This is a genomic window from Streptomyces sp. NPDC023541, from assembly GCF_055559995.1.
In genome coordinates this window covers 78,413-94,941 of sequence record NZ_JBVHJO010000015.1, presented here as the reverse complement: position 1 = coordinate 94,941, position 16,529 = coordinate 78,413, and the positions used below count along the sequence as shown (strand labels likewise).

The window sequence follows — 16,529 nt, the reverse complement described above, 5'->3', positions numbered from 1 at the left end:
GGCCCTCACACCTTCTCCAGGGCGAACCCGGCTCTGATCCACCTGCTGGACTCCACGCACAGGGCCAGCGCCCGGTCCCCGGTGGCGAACTCCGGCAGAAGCCGTTCGACTTGCAGGAAGGGCAGCGCGTTGCCGGTGTTGCCGGTCTCGGAGACGCAGGAGATCTCCCGGGCGGGTCCGGCCGGCAGCCGCTCGACGATGCGGGCGGTCATCCGCTCGGACAGCTGCGGCGGCAGCAGGAAGGCGATGTCGTCCAGGCTCCACCCGAGCCCGCCGAGCAGCTCCCAGAGGATCTCCACCGAGATCGCGGGCACGTGCTCCTCGATCGCCTTGTAGTCCTCCGCCAGCATCCTCCGCTGCGAGTCCCGGTCGGTGGTGCCGTACCAGTCGAGGAGCTGGCCGGGCGGACGGCCGCGCCCTGCCCAGGAGTTGAGCACCGAGCGCAGGGCGATGCGCTCGCCCTCGGGCTCGTCCGTGAGGACGGCGGCGCCGGCCCCGTCCCCGAACAGCACGTGGTTGACCAGTTCCTCGGTGGGCATCCGGGCGGTGTCCCGGCGCGGCGACAGGAACCGGTGGGTGACGTCCCCGCCGAGGACCAGTCCGGCCCGCCGGCCCCCGAGGACCAGGGTGCGGCCGAGGTCGAGGGCCTGGACGGCGCCGGAGCAGCCGGCCTGGATCTGGTAGACCGGCAGGTGGTCGAGGCCGAGCCGGTCGGCCACCTCGTTCGCGGTGGTCGGCAGCAGCGTGTCGGGGGTCGCGGTCGCCAGGACCACGAACTCGACGTCGGCGGGACCGAGTCCGGCGGCGTCCATGGCCCGGGCCCCGGCCTCGGCGCACAGGTCGGCGAGTGAGCCCCGGACCTCGCCCGTGACGGGGTCCCAGCCGAAGTGCCGGGTCCGCGTGCCGACGAAGATGTCGATCCACTCCTCGCTGACGCCGAGCAGCCTGCCGAGCGCGGTGTTGTCCACCGGGTCGCCGGGCAGCGCCGTGCCGGTCGAGGCGAGGTACACCGTGGGCCGGTCGCCGGCGTCGGGTGCCCGGGTCACGAGGACCTCGCCATGAGCACGTCCGAGAGGAAATCGGCCAGGGCGCCGACGGAACGCAACGCGGGCAGCATCTGCTGCACGGACACCTCTCCGACCCGGGGCAGCCGGGCCTCCACCTGGTTCTTGAGCTGCATGACCATCACCGAGTCGAAGCCGAGGTCCTCGTAGAAGCGGGCCTCGCGCACGACGCGCTCCGACGGGTGGCCGCCGACCTCGGCGACGGCCTGCACCACCGCGTGCAGCACCGTGTCTTCGGCGTCACGGCCGTCCGCCGCGCCGCGGGCGGGGTGCGGGGCGTCGGGGACGGTCACGGTGACCGGCCGGGCCGGCTGTACGAAGGACTCCCGGTCCCAGGAGCGCCGCGCCGACGAGAAGACGTACGGGGCCAGGGGCTCGACGCCGCGGTGCCCGGGCTCGTACAGCTCCTCCCACAGCGGGTCGAGTCCGCCGCGGTACAGGGCCGCGACGGTCTCGGCGAGCTCCAGGCCGGTGGCCGCGGGTCCCGGGACCGGGTGCAGGTATTCCGCGCCGGGCGCGCGCCCGCCCCGGGCGGCGATCTGCAGGAGCACGCCGCGCGGGCCGATCTCGACCAGATGGGTGGGGGCGACGTCGGCGACGAGCGCTGCCAGCGCGGTGTCCATCAGGACCGGCTCCTCGATCTGGCCGGCCCAGTAGCCGGCGTCCATGAGGTCGTGGCGCAGCACCCGGCCGTGCCGGGTCGACGCGAGCGGTACGGCGGGCGGAGCGCACCGCACCGTCTCGGCGCGCAGGCCCGCGGCGGCCGGGGCCATCAGGGGCGAGTGGAAGGCGTGGGTGACCGGCAGCCGAACGACCCGTACGCCGCGGCCGGTGAGCTGCTCCGTGATCCGTTCCAGGGCGTCCAGGGGCCCGGAGACCACGGTGTCCGCGGGGCCGTTGTGCGCCGCCACGGCCGTGCCCGGCTCGGCCGCCAGCAGACCGGCGAGTTCCCCGGGGCCGGCGCCCGCCGCGATCATGCCGCCTCCGGCGGGCAGTTCGGCCGTCAGCGCGCCGCGGCGGGTGACGAGCCGGGCGGCCTCCTCCAGGCCGAGGGCGCCTGCGGTGACGGCGGCGGCGAACTCGCCGAGGCTGTGTCCGAGGACGGCGGCCGGGGTGACACCGAGCGAGGTGAGCGTGCGGGCCAGGGCGTACCCGACGGCGAACAGGGCGGGCTGGGCGAACCGCGGCCGGTGCACCCGCTCGTCGCCGCCGAGGACGAGGTCGCGCACCGACGCGCCGAGGTGCGGGGCGAGCGCCTCGTCGGCCTCGGCAAGGTGGCGGCGGTAGAGGGGTGACTCGCGGTGCAGGCCCGCCGTCATGCCGGGGTACTCGCTGCCCTGGCCGGTGAAGAGGAAGGCAACGACGGGCCTGCCCCACGGGCGTCCCTGCTCGGCGGCCGTGTCCGTCGGCGCCGCCGCCCGGCGCAGGGCGTCGACGAGTTCGCCGGTGTCGCGCACGGCGGCCGCGAAGCGGTGCGGCAGGCCGGTCTTGACGAGGTTGCTGCTCCGGCACAGTGCCGCCGCCGCGCCGGGCGGCCGTCCGGCGACCGCGTCGGCCTGTGCGGCGAGGTTGCGGCGCAGGGCCTCGGGAGTGTCGGCGCTGACGGTGAAGACGCCGGCGGCGTCGCGCGCGGCGCGCGTACGGGCGCCGTCGGGGCCCGCGCCACGCGCGGTGCGCGGTGCCGAGCCGAGGACCGCGTGGGCGTTCGTCCCGCCCATGCCGAAGCTGCTGACGCCGGCGAGGGTCTCCCCGCGGGGCAGCCGCATCGGGGACTTCAACAGCCGCAGTCCCCGCTCGCCGAGCCGCAGCTGCGGGTTCTCCCGGTCGGCGAAGAGGCTGGCGGGGACGATGCGGTGGTGCAGGGCCAGCGCGGTCTTGATGAGGCCGGCGATGCCCGCCGCGCCTTCGGTGTGGCCGAGGTTGCCCTTGACGGAGCCGATGGCGCACGGGGTGTCGCGGGGCACTGCGTGGACCGCGCCGAGCGCCGCGCACTCGATGGCGTCGCCGAGTACGGTCCCGGTGCCGTGCGCTTCCACGAACGCGACCCGGTCCGGGGCGACCCCCGCGCGCCGGTAGGCGGAGCTGAGGACGCGCTGCTGCGACCAACGGTTGGGGGCGATCACCCCGTTGCTGCGGCCGTCCTGGTTGACTGCGCTGCCGCGCAGCACGGCGTAGATCCGCTGGCCGTCGGCGAGGGCGTCCGCCAGCCGGCGCAGCACCACCAGGCCGACGCCGTCGCTGCGGCCGATCCCGTCGGCGTCCGCGCTGAAGGGCTTGCAGCGCCCGTCGGCGGCGGCCAGGCCGAGCTGTCCGTAGACCATCCCCAGTGAGGGCGAGAGCACGATGTTGACCCCGCCGGCCAGAGCGGTGTCGCACTCCTCGGCCAGCAGGGAGCCCGCCGCGAGGTGGACGGCGACGAGCGAGGACGAGCAGGCCGTGTCGACGGCGAGGCTCGGTCCGGTGAAGTCGAAGTGGTAGGAGATCCGGTTGGCCGCCATGCCGGCGCTGCTGCCGGAGCCGATCAGCGGGGTGACGCGGGCGAGGTCGCTCATCGTGAGGCGGCCCCACTCACCGCCCATCACCCCGACGAACACACCGGTCTCGGTGCCCGCGAGGTCGCCGGGGGCCCGGCCCGAGTCCTCCAGGGCCCGCCAGGCGCAGGGCAGCAGGAGCCGGTGGTGCGGGTCCATGGCGGCGGCCTCGCGGGGCGTGACCGAGAAGAAGTCGCTGTCGAAGACATCGGCGTCGTCGATGAAGCCGCCGCTGCCTGCGACGGCGGGGAAGTCCCGGGCCTCCCAGCGCTGCGCGGGCACCGGGGCGATACCGTCGCCGCCGCGCATGAGCAGGTCCCAGTACGCCTGCACGCCCGCCGCCCCGGGGAACGCGCAGTCGATCCCGACGATGGCGACGTCCCCCATCAGTGCCGGTCCCGCGCGTGGGCCGGGGCGGCCGGGAGCACCGAGGCGAGGTGGGCGACGAGGCTCTCGACGGTGGGGTGGTCCCAGAGCAGCGTCGGTTCCACCTCCAGGCCGAACTCGTCCTCCAGGTCGCCGCACAGGCTCAGGGCGGCCACCGAGTCCATGCCGTACTCGGCGAACGGCACGGTGGGGTCGATGGTCTCGGGTGCGCGCCGCAGGTACACCGAGAGCCGGGCGTACAGCCACTCGTGCGGCAGGACGCCGTCGGCGGCGGGCCGGCCGGTGTGAACGGTCATCGTGGGGCTCCTTCAGTGCGTACGGCGCATCCGCGGGCCGGCCGGGTGCCGGTCAGCCGGGGATGGGAGTGGAGTAGAGGTCGTAGCTGGTCTGCGTGCTGAAGCGGAGCTGGACCTCGTGCCGGATCCGGGTCTCGCACTCCGCCGGCAGGTCGGCGACGCGCGTGCCCAGCCGGCGGGCGATGCGGTGCAGTGCGGCGGCCGCCCAGGACGGGTCGGCGAGGAACGGGTCGGGGCCGTAGCGGGCCTGGTCCCACAGGCCGAGCACGGCGGCGGCGGCGAGGAGCAGCGCGTAGCGGTCCATGAGGGCGAACCTCGCGGGCCGGGCGGTGGTCGCCGCACCCGCCGCCTCCAGCGCGAGCACCCGGCGGCGTACGTCGCGCAGCTCCCCGACGAGTCCGTCGGCGAGCGTGCGCAGGGCCCGCTCGACGGGGCCGGCGCCGTCGATGCCCGCGGCGACGGCGAGCATGGTCGCGCTGAGGGAGTCGCGTCCGCAGGCGAGGCTGAGCCGTTCGGTCCGCAGCGGCGGCAGGTCGCCGTGCAGCCGGAAAAGGCCGGCGGGCGCCTCGTCCTCGACGAACCAGGAGGACCGGGCCAGGCGCGGCATCTGCGGGATGACCGTGGCCTGGCAGGCGACCGTCCCGGCGTGGCCGAGGCTGAGCACCGGCACGTCCCTGACGTGTTTCTGGAAGATGCCCAGGGTGCCCTCGCGGGTGTAGAAGCCCGAGCCCAGCACGATGGACAGGTCGTACATGGTCTCGGTCAGCACGCGGGGCAGCAGGTACTTGAGGGCCGCCGAGTACACGCTGGTCTCGGCGGGCAGCAGGTGCAGGGCCCGGGTGGCGACGACGGCGAGGGCGTCGTACAGCAGTAGGTTGACGAAGGCGTTGGTGAGCGCCGCGCCGGTGCGGCCGCCGTCCCGGCCGCCGGCCTGCCATCCGCCGGAGCGCTCCCGGTCGAAGCGGACGGCGGTGCGCAGGCTGGTGTCGAGGGCCGCGACAGCCGTCGCGGCGATCACGGTCCGGCTGATCTGGAACGACCGCAGGGCGGTCGTGATCCCGCTGCCCTCCGGACCCAGCAGGGCCGAGCCGGGCACCGGGCAGTCGTCGAACTCCACCCCGGCGAACCGGCAGCCGCGCAGCCCGACGGGGGTCCGGCGGGCGGTCACCGCCGCCCGTGCGCCGGTCAGCTGCCCCGGCTCCAGCAGCAGCACCGAGTGGCTGCCGCTGCCCGGGGCGGGATCGGTGCGGCAGAACAGGACCAGCGCCCCGGCCCGCTCCAGGTTGTTGACCATCGGCTTGCCGCCGCTGATCAGGTAGCCGTCGCCGCTGCGGCGGGCGGTGACCTGGCTGCGGACGAAGTCGTTGCTGTGGGCGGTCTCGTGCTGGGCGATGGCCGCCTTGCCGCCGCCCCTCAGCAGCCCGGCGAGCCAGCGGCGCTGCCGGGAGCTGCCGGCGGTCCAGACGTCGGATGCCGCCATGAAGGTGGTCATGCCGTGGCCCATGGCCAGTCCCACGTCCCGGCGGAAGACCGGGCGCATGATCCTGACCAGGGTGTCCATGCCGTCCAGCCGCCCGCCGAGGGCGTGCGGCACGTATTCGTCGGCGATGTTGAAGTCGTCGAGCAGCGCCTCGCCGGCGGCGAAGGGCACAGCGGCCCGGTCGGCCTCCAGCAGGGCGGTGTAGCCGACCGGGTTGGCCGGGTCGGTGGGATCGCCGAACCGTGCCTCCAGCTCGGCCACCCGGGCCCGGACGGCGAGCTCGCGCCGCTGCCCGGCCGCCCGCTCGCCGAGGAGCGACGTCACCACCGTCTTCCTCCGTCGGCTCCCTCCGGCCGCAGCAGGTCTTCGCCGAAGAGCACGTCCTGCGGCCGCGCCAGCGCCCGTACGTCCGGGGTCAGGACCTCGTAGTCGCCGCGCAGCACGCCGTCGAGGAACAGCCCGCGCATCAGGGTGCGCTGGACCTTGCCGCTGCTGGTGCGGCGTACGGTGCCGGGGCGCACGAGCAGCACGTTGCCGGCGGGGATCTCGAACTCCTTGCCGATCAGGGCCTGGATCCGCTGGGCGACCGTCCGCAGCTCGGCGCCGCCCGCGCCGCGGACCTCCTGGACGAGGACGAGCTGCTCGCCCCCGGCGTCCACGGAGAACGCGGCGCCCGCGCCGAAGGTCAGCGCGGGGCTGACCGTGCGGGCGGCCCACTCGACGTCCTGCGGGTAGACGTTGCGGCCGTTGACGATGACGACTTCCTTGAGCCGGCCGGTGACGAACAGCTCGCCGTCCTCCAGCATGCCCAGGTCGCCCGTGCGCAGGAAGTTGCTCTCCTCGTCGTTGAGGCTGGCACGGAAGGTGTGGGCGGTCTCGGTGGGGCGGCGCCAGTAGCCGCGGGCCACACTGTGGCCGCGCAGCCAGATCTCGCCGACGGCGCCGGCCGGGAGTTCGTGGTGGGTCAGCGGGTCGACGACGCGGACCTCCACGTCGACAGGGGTGCCGCAGCCGACCAGGGTCTGTGCGCGGCCGTCCGCCGCCGCGTGGAGCACCCGGTCGCGTTCCAGGGCGGTCCGGTCGAAGTCCTTGCGGACGTGGGGGGTGCCGGGGACGCCGCCGGAGACCACCAGGGTGGCCTCGGCCAGGCCGTAGCAGGGGTAGAGGGCCTCGGGGCGGAACCCGGCGGGGGCGAAGCGGCGGGCGAACTCGTCGAGGCTCTCCGGGCGTACGGGTTCGGCGCCGTTGAGGGCCAGGCGCCAGCGGGACAGGTCCAGTTCGGCGATCTGCTCGTCCTTGACGCGGCGTACGCACAGGTCGTAGCTGAAGTTGGGACCGCCGCCCACGGTGACGCCGTAGCGGTCGACGGCCTGGAGCCAGCGCAGCGGGCGTTTGACGAAGGACAGCGGGGTGACCTGCACGCAGTGGCTGCCGAGCCAGACCGGGTGCAGCAGGTGGGCCACCAGTCCCATGTCGTGGAAGTAGGGCAGCCAGCTGCCGAAGCGGTCCTCGCGGGTGGTGCGCAGCACCTTCTGCAGGGCGGCCTGGTTGGCGAGGAGGTTGCGGTGCGAGACGCTCACGCCGCGCGGTTCGCTGACGGAGCCGGATGTGTACTGGAGGAACACCAGGTCGTCAGGGCGGGCGGTGACCGGCTGCCAGGCTTCGGCGTCGCCGGCCTCGGGCACGTCGGTGACCAGGCACGCCGCGCCGGGCCGGGAGTTGCGGGCGAGCCACAGCGCGACCTCGGGGGCGGCGGCCGTCTCGGTCAGCACGAGGCTCGCGCCGGTGTCCGCCAGGACCGCGGTGGTGCGGTTGAGGCGCTTGTCCCGGCCGGCCTCGCCGGGCATCGGTACGGGTACGGCGACGGCTCCGGCGTAGAGGCAGCCCGCGAAGGCCTTGAGGAACTCGACGGTGGAGGAGTAGGCCAGCAGCACGGGCCGGCCGGCCGCCTCGTACTCCTGGAGGCGGGCGGCGATCCGTCTCGCCTCGCGGTCCAGTGCCCCGTAGGTGAGGTGCTCGGCCTCCACCCCGCCCGCCGTCTCGCGGAGGAAGACGTGCACGTCCTCGTCGGCGAGTTCGGCCGCCCTGGCCCGGAGGAGGTCGGTGAAGGTGGCGAAGCGTGGCTCTGACATCCGCGGCGTCCCCTCGGGTCTGCGGGCCCGTGGAGTGGCGGACCTCGATTCCCCGGATCATGCGGGCGTCTGCTTAAGGGGCGCTTGCGCCCGCCCGGAACGGCCGGCGGGTGACCCCCTGACCCCTATCCCGGTCAGGGGGCGGTCGCTGTTCTCGGCGCGCGCCGTCGGTGCCTTCAATGGCAGGCACTGTCCAGGGCCGCCGCGGGCGCCCCCCGACGGCCGAGGAAACGGGTGGAGCATGAAAGTTGCCGATGTCGGTGTCCGAGTGGCCGAACTGAAAGCGATCAAGGAGTCCGTGGAGCTGGGGCCGTCGCCGGGCGCCTCCGAGGCGCAGCACGCCCGCGGCAAGCTGACCGTGCGCGAGCGGCTGGACCTGCTCTTCGATCCGGGTACCTTCCGGGAGATCGAGCAGTTGCGCCGGCACCGGGCCACGGGCTTCGGCCTGGAGGACCGCAGGCCGCACACGGACGGCGTGGTGACCGGCTGGGGCAAGGTCGACGGCCGCAGGGTGTTCGTGTACGCGCACGACTTCCGCATCTTCGGCGGTTCGCTCGGCGAGGCGCACGCGCAGAAGATCCACAAGGTGATGGACCTCGCGCTGGCGGCCGGCGCCCCGCTGGTGTCGCTCAGCGACGGCGCGGGCGCCCGGATCCAGGAGGGGGTCACCGCGCTCGCCGGCTACGGCGGCATCTTCCGCCGCAACGTGGCGGCGTCCGGGGTGATCCCGCAGATCAGCGTGATGCTCGGGCCGTGCGCGGGCGGGGCGGCGTACTCGCCCGCGCTGACGGACTACGTCTTCATGGTGCGCGGCATCGCGCAGATGTACATCACCGGCCCCGACGTGGTGCAGGCGGTGACCGGCGAGCGGATCAGCCACGACGACCTGGGCGGCGCGCAGGTCCACTCCTCGGTCTCCGGCGCCGGCGCCTTCCTGTACGACACCGAGGAGGAGTGCCTCGAAGAGGTGCGGCACCTGCTGTCGCTCCTGCCGTCCAACAACCGCGAGCTGCCGCCCGCGGTCGTCCCCTCCGACCCGGCCGGGCGGCGCGCCGCGGCACTGTCCGAACTCGTCCCCGCCGACCCGGCCCGCTCGTACGACATGCGCGCCGTGATCGAGGAGATCGTCGACGACGGCGACCTGTTCGAGGTCCACGCCCACTGGGCGACCAACATCATCTGTGGTCTGGCCCGGCTGGACGGCCACGTCGTCGGGATCGTCGCGAACCAGCCCGCCTCGCTCGCAGGGGTGCTCGACATCAACGCCTCCGAGAAGGCGGCCCGGTTCGTGCAGACCTGTGACGCCTTCAGCATCCCGCTGGTGACGCTGGTGGACGTGCCGGGCTTCCTGCCGGGCAGCGGCCAGGAGCACGACGGTGTCATCCGGCACGGCGCGAAACTGCTGTACGCGTACTGCGCGGCCACCGTGCCCCGGGTGCAGGTGATCCTGCGCAAGGCGTACGGCGGCGCCTACATCGTGATGGACTCCCGCTCGATCGGCGCGGACCTGTCCTTCGCGTGGCCCACCAACGAGATCGCCGTCATGGGCGCCGAGGGCGCGGCGAACGTGGTCTTCCGCCGGGAGATCGCCGCCTCGGACGACCCCGGGGCGGCGCGGGCGCAGCGCGTCAAGCAGTACCGCCAGGAACTCATGCACCCCTACTACGCCGCCGAGCGCGGCCTGGTGGACGACGTCATCGACCCGGCGGGGACCCGGCAGGTGCTGGCGGACGCGCTGGAGATGCTGCGGGCCAAGCACGTGGCGCTGCCCGAACGCAAGCACGGCAACCCGCCGTTCTGACCGTGCCCGCCACTCCCCCGCCCCTGAAGATCGTGCGCGGCGCCCCCGACAGCACGGAACTGGCGGCCGTCCTCCTCGCCCTGCTCGCCGTCGCCGGGCAGCCGGACGACGCCGGCGAGAGTGCCGCGCCGCCTCCCCGGGCCCGCTGGCGTCCCGCGCACGGCTGGCGGCCGCCGGGCTCCTGGACCGCTCCCTGAGCGGGACCGGCCCGTGAGCGGGACCGGCCCCCACCGAAAGGACACCGACCGACGATGATCCGTACGAACCGCGCCTCCGCAGTCGCCCCGCCGGCGACCGGCGACTGGCTGCGCCGTTTCCACCCCGCCGACGACGCCCCCGTACGGCTGTTCTGCTTCCCGCACGCGGGCGGCGCGGCCAGCTACTACTTCCCGATGTCCCGGGCCCTGTCCCCGTACGCCGACGTGGTGCCCGTGCAGTACCCGGGCCGCCAGGACCGCCGGGGCGAGAGGTGCGTCGACGACCTGATGGAACTCGCGGACCGGGTCACCCGCGAGCTGCTGCCCTGGTGCGACCGGCCGGTGGCGCTGTTCGGCCACAGCCTGGGCGCGTCCCTGGCCTTCGAGGTGGCGCTGCGGCTGCAGGAGGCCGGCGAACCGGCTCCCGTGGCCCTGTTCGCCTCGGGCCGCCGGGCGCCGTCGCACCACCGCGAGAACCAGCTGGTCCATCTCGCCCCGGACGAGCAGCTGCTCGCCGAGATCAAGGGGCTCAGCGGCACGGCCCCGGCCGTCCTGGCCGACGACGAGCTGCTGCGGTCGGTGCTCCCCGCGATCCGTGGCGACTACAAGGCCGCCGAGACCTACCGCTACCGGCCGGGGCCCGCCCTGGCCTGCCCGATCACGGTCCTCACCGGGGACGCCGACCCGGCGGTGACGGCGGAGGAGGCCGCGGGCTGGGCCGACCACACCGAGGGCCCGTTCGTCCTCCACCGCTTCACCGGCGGCCACTTCTACCTCAACGAGCACGCCGCTGAGGTCAACGACCTGGTGCGACGACAACTGTCGTAGGGCCGTCCGTCCCCACCGCCGTTCGGACGGTGGGGGCGCACGCCTCGGCGCGTTGGGGCGCGCGCAGGGGTGAAACCCGATCGGCTGTGGGGCGTTAGGGAGGGTGGGCCGCCGTTCGCCCGTGGTGCACGCGAGAGTACGAGGAGCACGATGACCAACCCCAGGCCCGCCGGACGCGCCCGGATGAAGCTGGCGGCCCGGTGCCGGGTGGCCACCGAGGCGCCCGCCTTCGGCATGGTCGTCTTCTGCGTGATCCTGTTCAACGCCGCGCTGATGGGTGTCGAGACGTACAGTGGGCTCGCGGCGGAGTACCAGCGGCTGCTGCGGACCGCCGAGCAGTGCTGCCTGGCCCTGTTCAGCGTGGAGATGCTGCTGCGCGTCGGCGCCTTCGCGGACCGGCCGAAAGCATTCTTCCGCGACCCGTGGAACCTCTTCGACCTGGCGGTCGTCGCCTCCGCCTTCGTCCCCTTCGTCCGCGAGAACACCACCTTGCTGCGGCTGCTGCGGCTGGCCCGGGTGCTGCGCACGGCCCGTTTCCTCCCGCACCTGCGCATCCTGCTGATCGCCGTCGGCCGCAGCCTGCCCGGTACCGCCAGCTTCCTGTTCGTCGGCGGCCTGGTGCTGTACGTGTACGCGATGGTCGGCTGGGTCTGCTTCGCCGAGTCGGACCCGGGGCACTACGGCTCCGTGGGCCGCGCGATGCTCACGCTGTTCCTGCTGACCACTTTGGACGGGCTGACCGACGCCGTCCGCGCGGGGCTGCAGATCTCCCGCCTCAGCATCGTCTACTACGCCTCCTACGCGCTGCTCGCCTCCTTCGTCCTGGTCAACGTCCTCATCGGGGTGGTGCTCAACTCCCTCGACGAGGCGCGCGAGATCGAGGACGCGGCCGACCGCGACCGCAAGCAGCCGGGCCCGCCGCCGGCCGCGGGCCCCGACACCGACGTCCGCGACCGCATCGCGACGGCCCGCCGCGCCCTGGACGAGATCGAGGCGAGCCTCCCCACCCCGGACGGCCGCCCCTCACGCCACCTGGAGACCTCCCGCAGCGGTTCCTGACCGGCGGGACCTCGCCCGTTCACTGATCCCCGGAGCCCAGCAGACGGATGTCCCAGGTGCCGTCCGGGCGCTGGTGGACGGCCCAGCGCCCGGGCCGGTCCCCGAATGCGGACCCGGGCGCCTCCTGGAGGCGCAGCTGCTCCAGACGGACCCGGCCCTGGAACGTGGCTCCGCCGAAGTCCACCGGCCCTTCGAACACGGCGCCGGTGGACACCAGTCCCAGTTCCCACGTCGTGGAGGCGAAGGAGACCGGTCCGGCGAAGGAAGCCCCGCTCAGCCCGGTCAGACCGCAGAACACCGCGCGCGAGAAGTCGGCCTCGGCGGCCACCTGCATCCCGTTCAGGTCCGCCGAGGCCTCCAGCACCGCCCGGGCGAAGGACACCTCCTCCAGGAAGGCGCTCTCCGAGAAGCCCGCCAGTCCGCGGAACTGCGCACGGCGGAAATCGGCTCCCGCCTGGAACCGGCTGTGGTCGAAGTCGCCGACGCCCAGGAACACCGCGCCGTCGAAGGAGGCCCGTCCGGCGAAGGTGGAGTTCCCGAGCCTGGCCCGTCCCGCGAAAACGGCCCGGCTGAAGGAGGCACCGGCCAAGAACTCGATGCCGCCCTCGTTCCAGTCGTCCACGAAGGTTGCGCGGTCGAAGACCGCCTCGCCCAGCGTGACGGGCTGCGAGCGCGATTCCCGCAAGGCGTTCAGGAGCCGCTGCAGCAGCCCCCCCTCGAAGGTGGTTCCCCTGAGGTCCACCGGGGATGCGGGCCCGAGGTCCCCCAGGTACGCGTGCTCCTCATCGGGGTCGAGATGGGCGAGGCACACGTCGCGGCCGGGCAGCCGGACCCCCGTGCACGGGGCGCGCGGCGGCTGCGCGGAACGATGACCGCAGGTCAGCCAGTCGACGGCTGCCCCGCGGAGCTCGGCGGCCTCCGTCAGGGCCAGGCCCAGCTCGGCGCAGTCCCCGGTGCACAACCAGCCTTCCGTGTCACCGCCGAGCGGAACGAGCGTGCGCAGCGCCGTGGGACCGACCATCGCGCCGAGCTCCTCGTACACGGGTCGGGCCAGGGCCACGGCCAGCGAGCCCGGCGACGAGCGGCTCCGGTTCACCATCCCGGAATGCCCGAGGAGCCGGCCGGCCTCGGACGCGGCCTGCCCGGTGACGCCGCGTCTTTCCGGCAGCGATTCCACGGGCCCCGCTGCCACGGCGATGTCGAGCGAGAAGGGTCCGCCTCCCGTCCTCTGGTCCGCGAACAGTGCAGCCGTACGCGGGAGTGCGGACAGCAGCAGACCCGCCTTGCCGAGGGCCCCCGGTGCCTCCACCAGCAGCACCTGCACGGGCTGGTCCTGCACGCCCCCGGCCAGCCTCACGGCGACGTCCGTGTCCTCCACGAGCCGCATCAAGAGATTGACGGCCTCCGCGCTCGGCGAACTTCCTGCCGGATAGACGCAGTCGTCACCGAGCCGCACAGCCAGGCACACGGTGCCCTCCGTGGAACGGACCTGTCCGTGCTCGGCCATCACCGCTCGGAAGTCCGGCTGTTCCAGCAACGCGCTGCCCGAGAGGAACACCATGCGGTCCGGCCAGACGCCGTGGACGACGCCGATCAACGCGCCGTCGCGGGAGACCGGGGCGCCGCGGTAGTGGGTCCAGGCCTCCGGCTCCGCGGAGAGCCGTACCAGCTCGCCGTTGCGGGCGCCCTCGTACGGCACCACCTCGCCCGTCAGCGCGACGGCGTCGCCCTGGTCGGTGCGGCCGTCGATCCTGACGCGGCCCGGCGGCTGGTCCGCCGTCAGCCACGGCAGCGGATCGGGCGGGGGTTCCGGGCCGGTCAGGTCCTCCTCGGCCAGGAGCAGGAACACCCGGGGCATCGCGTCGTCCGACCACACCGCCCGGCAGGAGACCTCCCGGTCGCCGGCGCGCACCCAGCCGACAGCCCCCGGGGCCGCGTCCCCGACCGTGAGGACGAGCCGGGGCGTCAGGAGCGTGCCGACCTCCAGCGGCTCCGGCAGCCCGTGGTAGCGGACGCGTACGACACGGTCCGCGAGGCCCGGGTCCTGCGGCGGCTGTGTCGCGAACGGCAGGGACCCCTCGGCCACCCGCCGGCGGCCCTCCCGCCCGTCGGTGACCCTGGTCGCGGAGAAGTCCGGTCCGGTGCCGCGGTTGCGGGACATGTACTCCCACACGCGCCGGCGGACCAGCTCCCGTACGGCGGCCACCTCACCGCGCAGTTGCGAGCCGAGCAGCGCCTCCCGGACGCCGGGCAGGAACTCGAACTCCACCTCATCGGCGTTCCGTTCGTGCTCCCAGGGCGCGAACAGCCCGCCGAGGGCGACCTCCGCGAGGTGTCCGTGCTCGGAGTCCCGCAGCAGGGAGCGCCGGACCAGGTTCATGACCGGCAGGGTCAGCGGTACGGCGGCCAGGTGGGCGGCGAGCTGCTGGGCGGTCGGGGAGGCACTCGCACGGAAGCGCTCCACCACCTCCAGCGCGCTGCGGACACCGCCGGCCGGGGCTTCGCGGGCGCCGGTGCTCCCGGGCTCCGCGTCCAGCCGCAGACAGGCCAGGCGCCGCCAGCGGCCGTCCCCGGAGACCACCCGCACCAGCCGGGCCAGGCTGCCCGGGGCGACACCGACGACGGGGACGACGTCGGCGGCGCGCCGGCGGCCGGCGCGGGAGCGGGAGCGGCGGGCGGTCGCCGCCCGCTGCCAGGAGCGGGTGGCGGCGGCCGGACGGTCGGCGCGGACGGCGAAGGGGACGGGTCGGACGGCGCCGCGCGTCCAGAGCCGTTCGGGCAGGACGTTCAGCACGGCCACGGCGTTGTGCGTGCACCAGTGCCGGAGCACGCCCTGTACGGAGGCCTCGCACCAGCCTCCCGCCACGGTGTCGGAGACTACGAGGATCAGCCTGCGGCCGGCGGGGTCGGCCAGTTCCGTCGGGTTGCGGGGCGCGCCGGAACGGCCGCGGGTGAGCATCGGGGTGGCGCCGGAGCCGGTGCCCGTCAGCTGCCAGGTGCGTACGTCGCGGAAGACGCCGCTGCGGGTCAGCACGCGGCGCAGTTCGTCCACGAGGTCCGCCCAGAGCAGCATCGAGTGGTGCGTGTCGACGACCAGCGCCAGGTCGAGCCAGCGGCTCTCGGCCGGCCGCAGGACGGGCGTCGGCACCATCCGCTCGATGCTGCGCTCGACGGTGAGCTGCTCGTCCAGTTCCTCCCCGGGGCCGCCGATGGAGCGCCGCCCGACGGGGCGCAGGGCCCGCATCAGGGCCAGCGGGTCGTCGAGGGAGGCGGCCCGGGGCAGCCGCACGGGTGAGCCGCGGCGGCCGGCGCCCTCGTCGGCCGGTTTCCCGGCGGGGTCGGGTACGGAGGCGGGGAAGAGCTTGACGGCAGGCTGCCCGTCCGCCGGGCCGCCGGAGACCGCGGCGGCCTCGGGTGCCGGCGGGTCGGCCCCCGGTGGCCGCTCGGCTTCCACGTCGTCGCCTGGCGCGACCGGCGGCGGGCGGGGCCCGGCGGGGTCCACGCGGGCGGCCAGCCACAGGATGTCGGCGATCTCCTCCGCCCCGATGCCCGGACGCGGGCCCGCGTCCTCGGCGCCGTCGGCGAGGGCCGCGAGCAGTTCCTCGATCACGCCGTGGGCCCGGTCAGGTGCTGCATGACGGTCTTGAGGAAGCGGTCGCGGTCGGCGGGGGCGGACCAGGCGCCGGCGAGGCGGAGCTGGATGGCGTTGAGGAGCTGGTCGGTGGCGAGGTCACCGTCCCCGGACCGGTCGATGAAGTCCTGGACGAGCTCCTGGTACTCGCCGCCCTCCTCGACGTCGACGCCGAGCCGGCGGCGCACGATGCGGGCGAGCTTCTCCGGGCCGGGCGGCTCCAGGTGCAGGCGGACGCAGCGGCGCAGGAAGGCGGGCGGGAAGTCGCGTTCGCCGTTGCTGGTGAGGACGACGACGGGGAAGTAACGGCACTGCACGAGGCCCTGGGAGATGTGCACGGAGGCGTCGGGGTCGTCGTCGGTGCCGATGGCGACGGTCGGGTCCTCCTTGGCGAGACGGGCGAGTTCGGGGACGACGAAGCCGCCGTCCTCGAAGACGGTGAGGAGGTCGCCGGGGAGGTCGATGTCGCTCTTGTCGATCTCGTCCACGAGCAGGACGCGGGGCCGGTCCTGCGGCAGCAGGGCGGTGCCGAGCGGCCCGAGGCGCAGGTAGCGGGAGATCGAGGGCGCGTGGGCGGGTTCGGTGCCGGGTTCGGCCGCGGGTTCTGCCGCGCCGGCGGTCACGGTGGCCGGTGCCGCGGGGCCCACCGGACCCACCGGACCCGTCGGCCTGCGCAGTTGCTCCAGGCCGGCCTCCTGGAGGCGGCCGATGGCGTCGTAGAGGTACAGCCCGTCGCGCAGCACCGTCCGGCTGGTGATGGGCCAGTGCAGTACGGGCCCCAGACCCAGGTCCGAGGCGATGCTGTAGGCCAGCGTGGACTTCCCGACGCCGGGCTTCCCGGTGATCAGCAGCGGCCTGCGCAGGTGCAGGGCCGTGTTGACGACGTCCTTCTCCTGCTCGTCGGGGACGTAGCCCTCGCCGCGCCGGCGGGTGCGCTCCCAGGCGGACCCCTCGCACCCGGGGGGCGCGTAGCCCGGGTCGGGGCTGCCGGTGAAGTCCCGCCAGGGCGGCGGGGATGCGGTTTCCAGGCGGGCGCGCCGTTCCGCGCCCTCACCGGCCCCTTGGTACAGCCACCAGTCCTTCACCACTGCCTCTGCCTCCATCGTCGTGTCGCCGTCTGTCA

At 74.4% G+C, this 16,529-nt stretch carries 11 protein-coding genes; 4 read left to right on the top strand and 7 right to left on the bottom strand.

The genetic code is table 11. From position 1 onward, the window contains the following. Window positions 1-5: 5 nt before the first annotated feature. From ACZ3X1_RS29605 to ACZ3X1_RS29585, 5 genes are read right to left on the bottom strand one after another with little or no spacing between them, the layout of a single operon-like run. On the bottom strand, window positions 6-1,046 hold the full coding sequence (locus ACZ3X1_RS29605; protein WP_356812591.1) for a 3-oxoacyl-ACP synthase III family protein: 1,041 nt from the start codon (window positions 1,044-1,046) through the stop codon (window positions 6-8). After that, window positions 1,043-3,982 carry a type I polyketide synthase gene (locus tag ACZ3X1_RS29600; protein ID WP_467281609.1) on the bottom strand — a complete coding sequence of 980 codons (2,940 nt, stop codon included), beginning with the start codon at window positions 3,980-3,982 and terminating at the stop codon, window positions 1,043-1,045. Before ACZ3X1_RS29600 ends, ACZ3X1_RS29605 begins: the two co-directional genes overlap by 4 nt. Then, complete coding sequence (locus ACZ3X1_RS29595) at window positions 3,982-4,278, bottom strand: acyl carrier protein (protein ID WP_390078987.1); 297 nt, start codon at window positions 4,276-4,278, stop codon at window positions 3,982-3,984. Before ACZ3X1_RS29595 ends, ACZ3X1_RS29600 begins: the two co-directional genes overlap by 1 nt. A 52-nt stretch (window positions 4,279-4,330) precedes the next feature. After that, a complete protein-coding gene (locus tag ACZ3X1_RS29590; RefSeq protein ID WP_467281608.1) occupies window positions 4,331-6,082 on the bottom strand; it encodes an acyl-CoA dehydrogenase in 1,752 nt (583 codons plus the stop codon). Next, the gene (locus ACZ3X1_RS29585) at window positions 6,079-7,890 is read right to left on the bottom strand and encodes a fatty acyl-AMP ligase (protein WP_356815712.1); all 1,812 of its coding nucleotides are present in this window, start codon (window positions 7,888-7,890) and stop codon (window positions 6,079-6,081) included. The genes ACZ3X1_RS29590 and ACZ3X1_RS29585 overlap by 4 nt, the downstream gene beginning before the upstream one ends. Window positions 7,891-8,131: 241 nt before the next feature. On the opposite strand from ACZ3X1_RS29585, the gene ACZ3X1_RS29580 reads away from it, so the two are divergent. From ACZ3X1_RS29580 to ACZ3X1_RS29565, 4 genes are all read left to right on the top strand, one after another. Beyond that, entirely contained in the window at window positions 8,132-9,691 is a 1,560-nt protein-coding gene (locus tag ACZ3X1_RS29580; RefSeq protein WP_467281607.1) for an acyl-CoA carboxylase subunit beta, read from the top strand. 2 nt (window positions 9,692-9,693) lie between these two features. After that, window positions 9,694-9,888 (top strand): acyl-CoA carboxylase epsilon subunit, encoded by a 195-nt coding sequence (locus tag ACZ3X1_RS29575; RefSeq protein WP_356815710.1) that lies wholly within the window; start codon window positions 9,694-9,696, stop codon window positions 9,886-9,888. Window positions 9,889-9,942: 54 nt separating this feature from the next. Further along, window positions 9,943-10,716: a thioesterase II family protein gene (locus tag ACZ3X1_RS29570; protein WP_467281606.1), complete on the top strand. Its 774-nt coding sequence runs from the start codon at window positions 9,943-9,945 to the stop codon at window positions 10,714-10,716. 150 nt (window positions 10,717-10,866) lie between these two features. Continuing rightward, entirely contained in the window at window positions 10,867-11,775 is a 909-nt protein-coding gene (locus tag ACZ3X1_RS29565; RefSeq protein WP_356815707.1) for an ion transporter, read from the top strand. Window positions 11,776-11,794: 19 nt separating this feature from the next. Here the strand turns inward: ACZ3X1_RS29565 and ACZ3X1_RS29560 are convergent, their stop codons facing one another. Further along, on the bottom strand, window positions 11,795-15,385 hold the full coding sequence (locus ACZ3X1_RS29560; RefSeq protein ID WP_467281605.1) for an SAV_2336 N-terminal domain-related protein: 3,591 nt from the start codon (window positions 15,383-15,385) through the stop codon (window positions 11,795-11,797). After that, complete coding sequence (locus ACZ3X1_RS29555) at window positions 15,382-16,509, bottom strand: AAA family ATPase (RefSeq protein ID WP_467281604.1); 1,128 nt, start codon at window positions 16,507-16,509, stop codon at window positions 15,382-15,384. The genes ACZ3X1_RS29560 and ACZ3X1_RS29555 overlap by 4 nt, the downstream gene beginning before the upstream one ends. Window positions 16,510-16,529 lie beyond the last annotated feature (20 nt).

What these genes read in the sequence shown, in the direction of transcription:
- ACZ3X1_RS29595 (WP_390078987.1), bottom strand. Translation starts at nt 4,278, where the DNA reads ATGACCGTTCACACCGGCCGGCCCGCCGCCGACGGCGTCCTGCCGCAC.
- ACZ3X1_RS29570 (WP_467281606.1), top strand. Translation starts at nt 9,943, where the DNA reads ATGATCCGTACGAACCGCGCCTCCGCAGTCGCCCCGCCGGCGACCGGC.
- ACZ3X1_RS29565 (WP_356815707.1), top strand. Translation starts at nt 10,867, where the DNA reads ATGACCAACCCCAGGCCCGCCGGACGCGCCCGGATGAAGCTGGCGGCC.
- ACZ3X1_RS29585 (WP_356815712.1), bottom strand. Translation starts at nt 7,890, where the DNA reads ATGTCAGAGCCACGCTTCGCCACCTTCACCGACCTCCTCCGGGCCAGG.
- ACZ3X1_RS29555 (WP_467281604.1), bottom strand. Translation starts at nt 16,509, where the DNA reads ATGGAGGCAGAGGCAGTGGTGAAGGACTGGTGGCTGTACCAAGGGGCC.
- ACZ3X1_RS29600 (WP_467281609.1), bottom strand. Translation starts at nt 3,982, where the DNA reads ATGGGGGACGTCGCCATCGTCGGGATCGACTGCGCGTTCCCCGGGGCG.
- ACZ3X1_RS29580 (WP_467281607.1), top strand. Translation starts at nt 8,132, where the DNA reads ATGAAAGTTGCCGATGTCGGTGTCCGAGTGGCCGAACTGAAAGCGATC.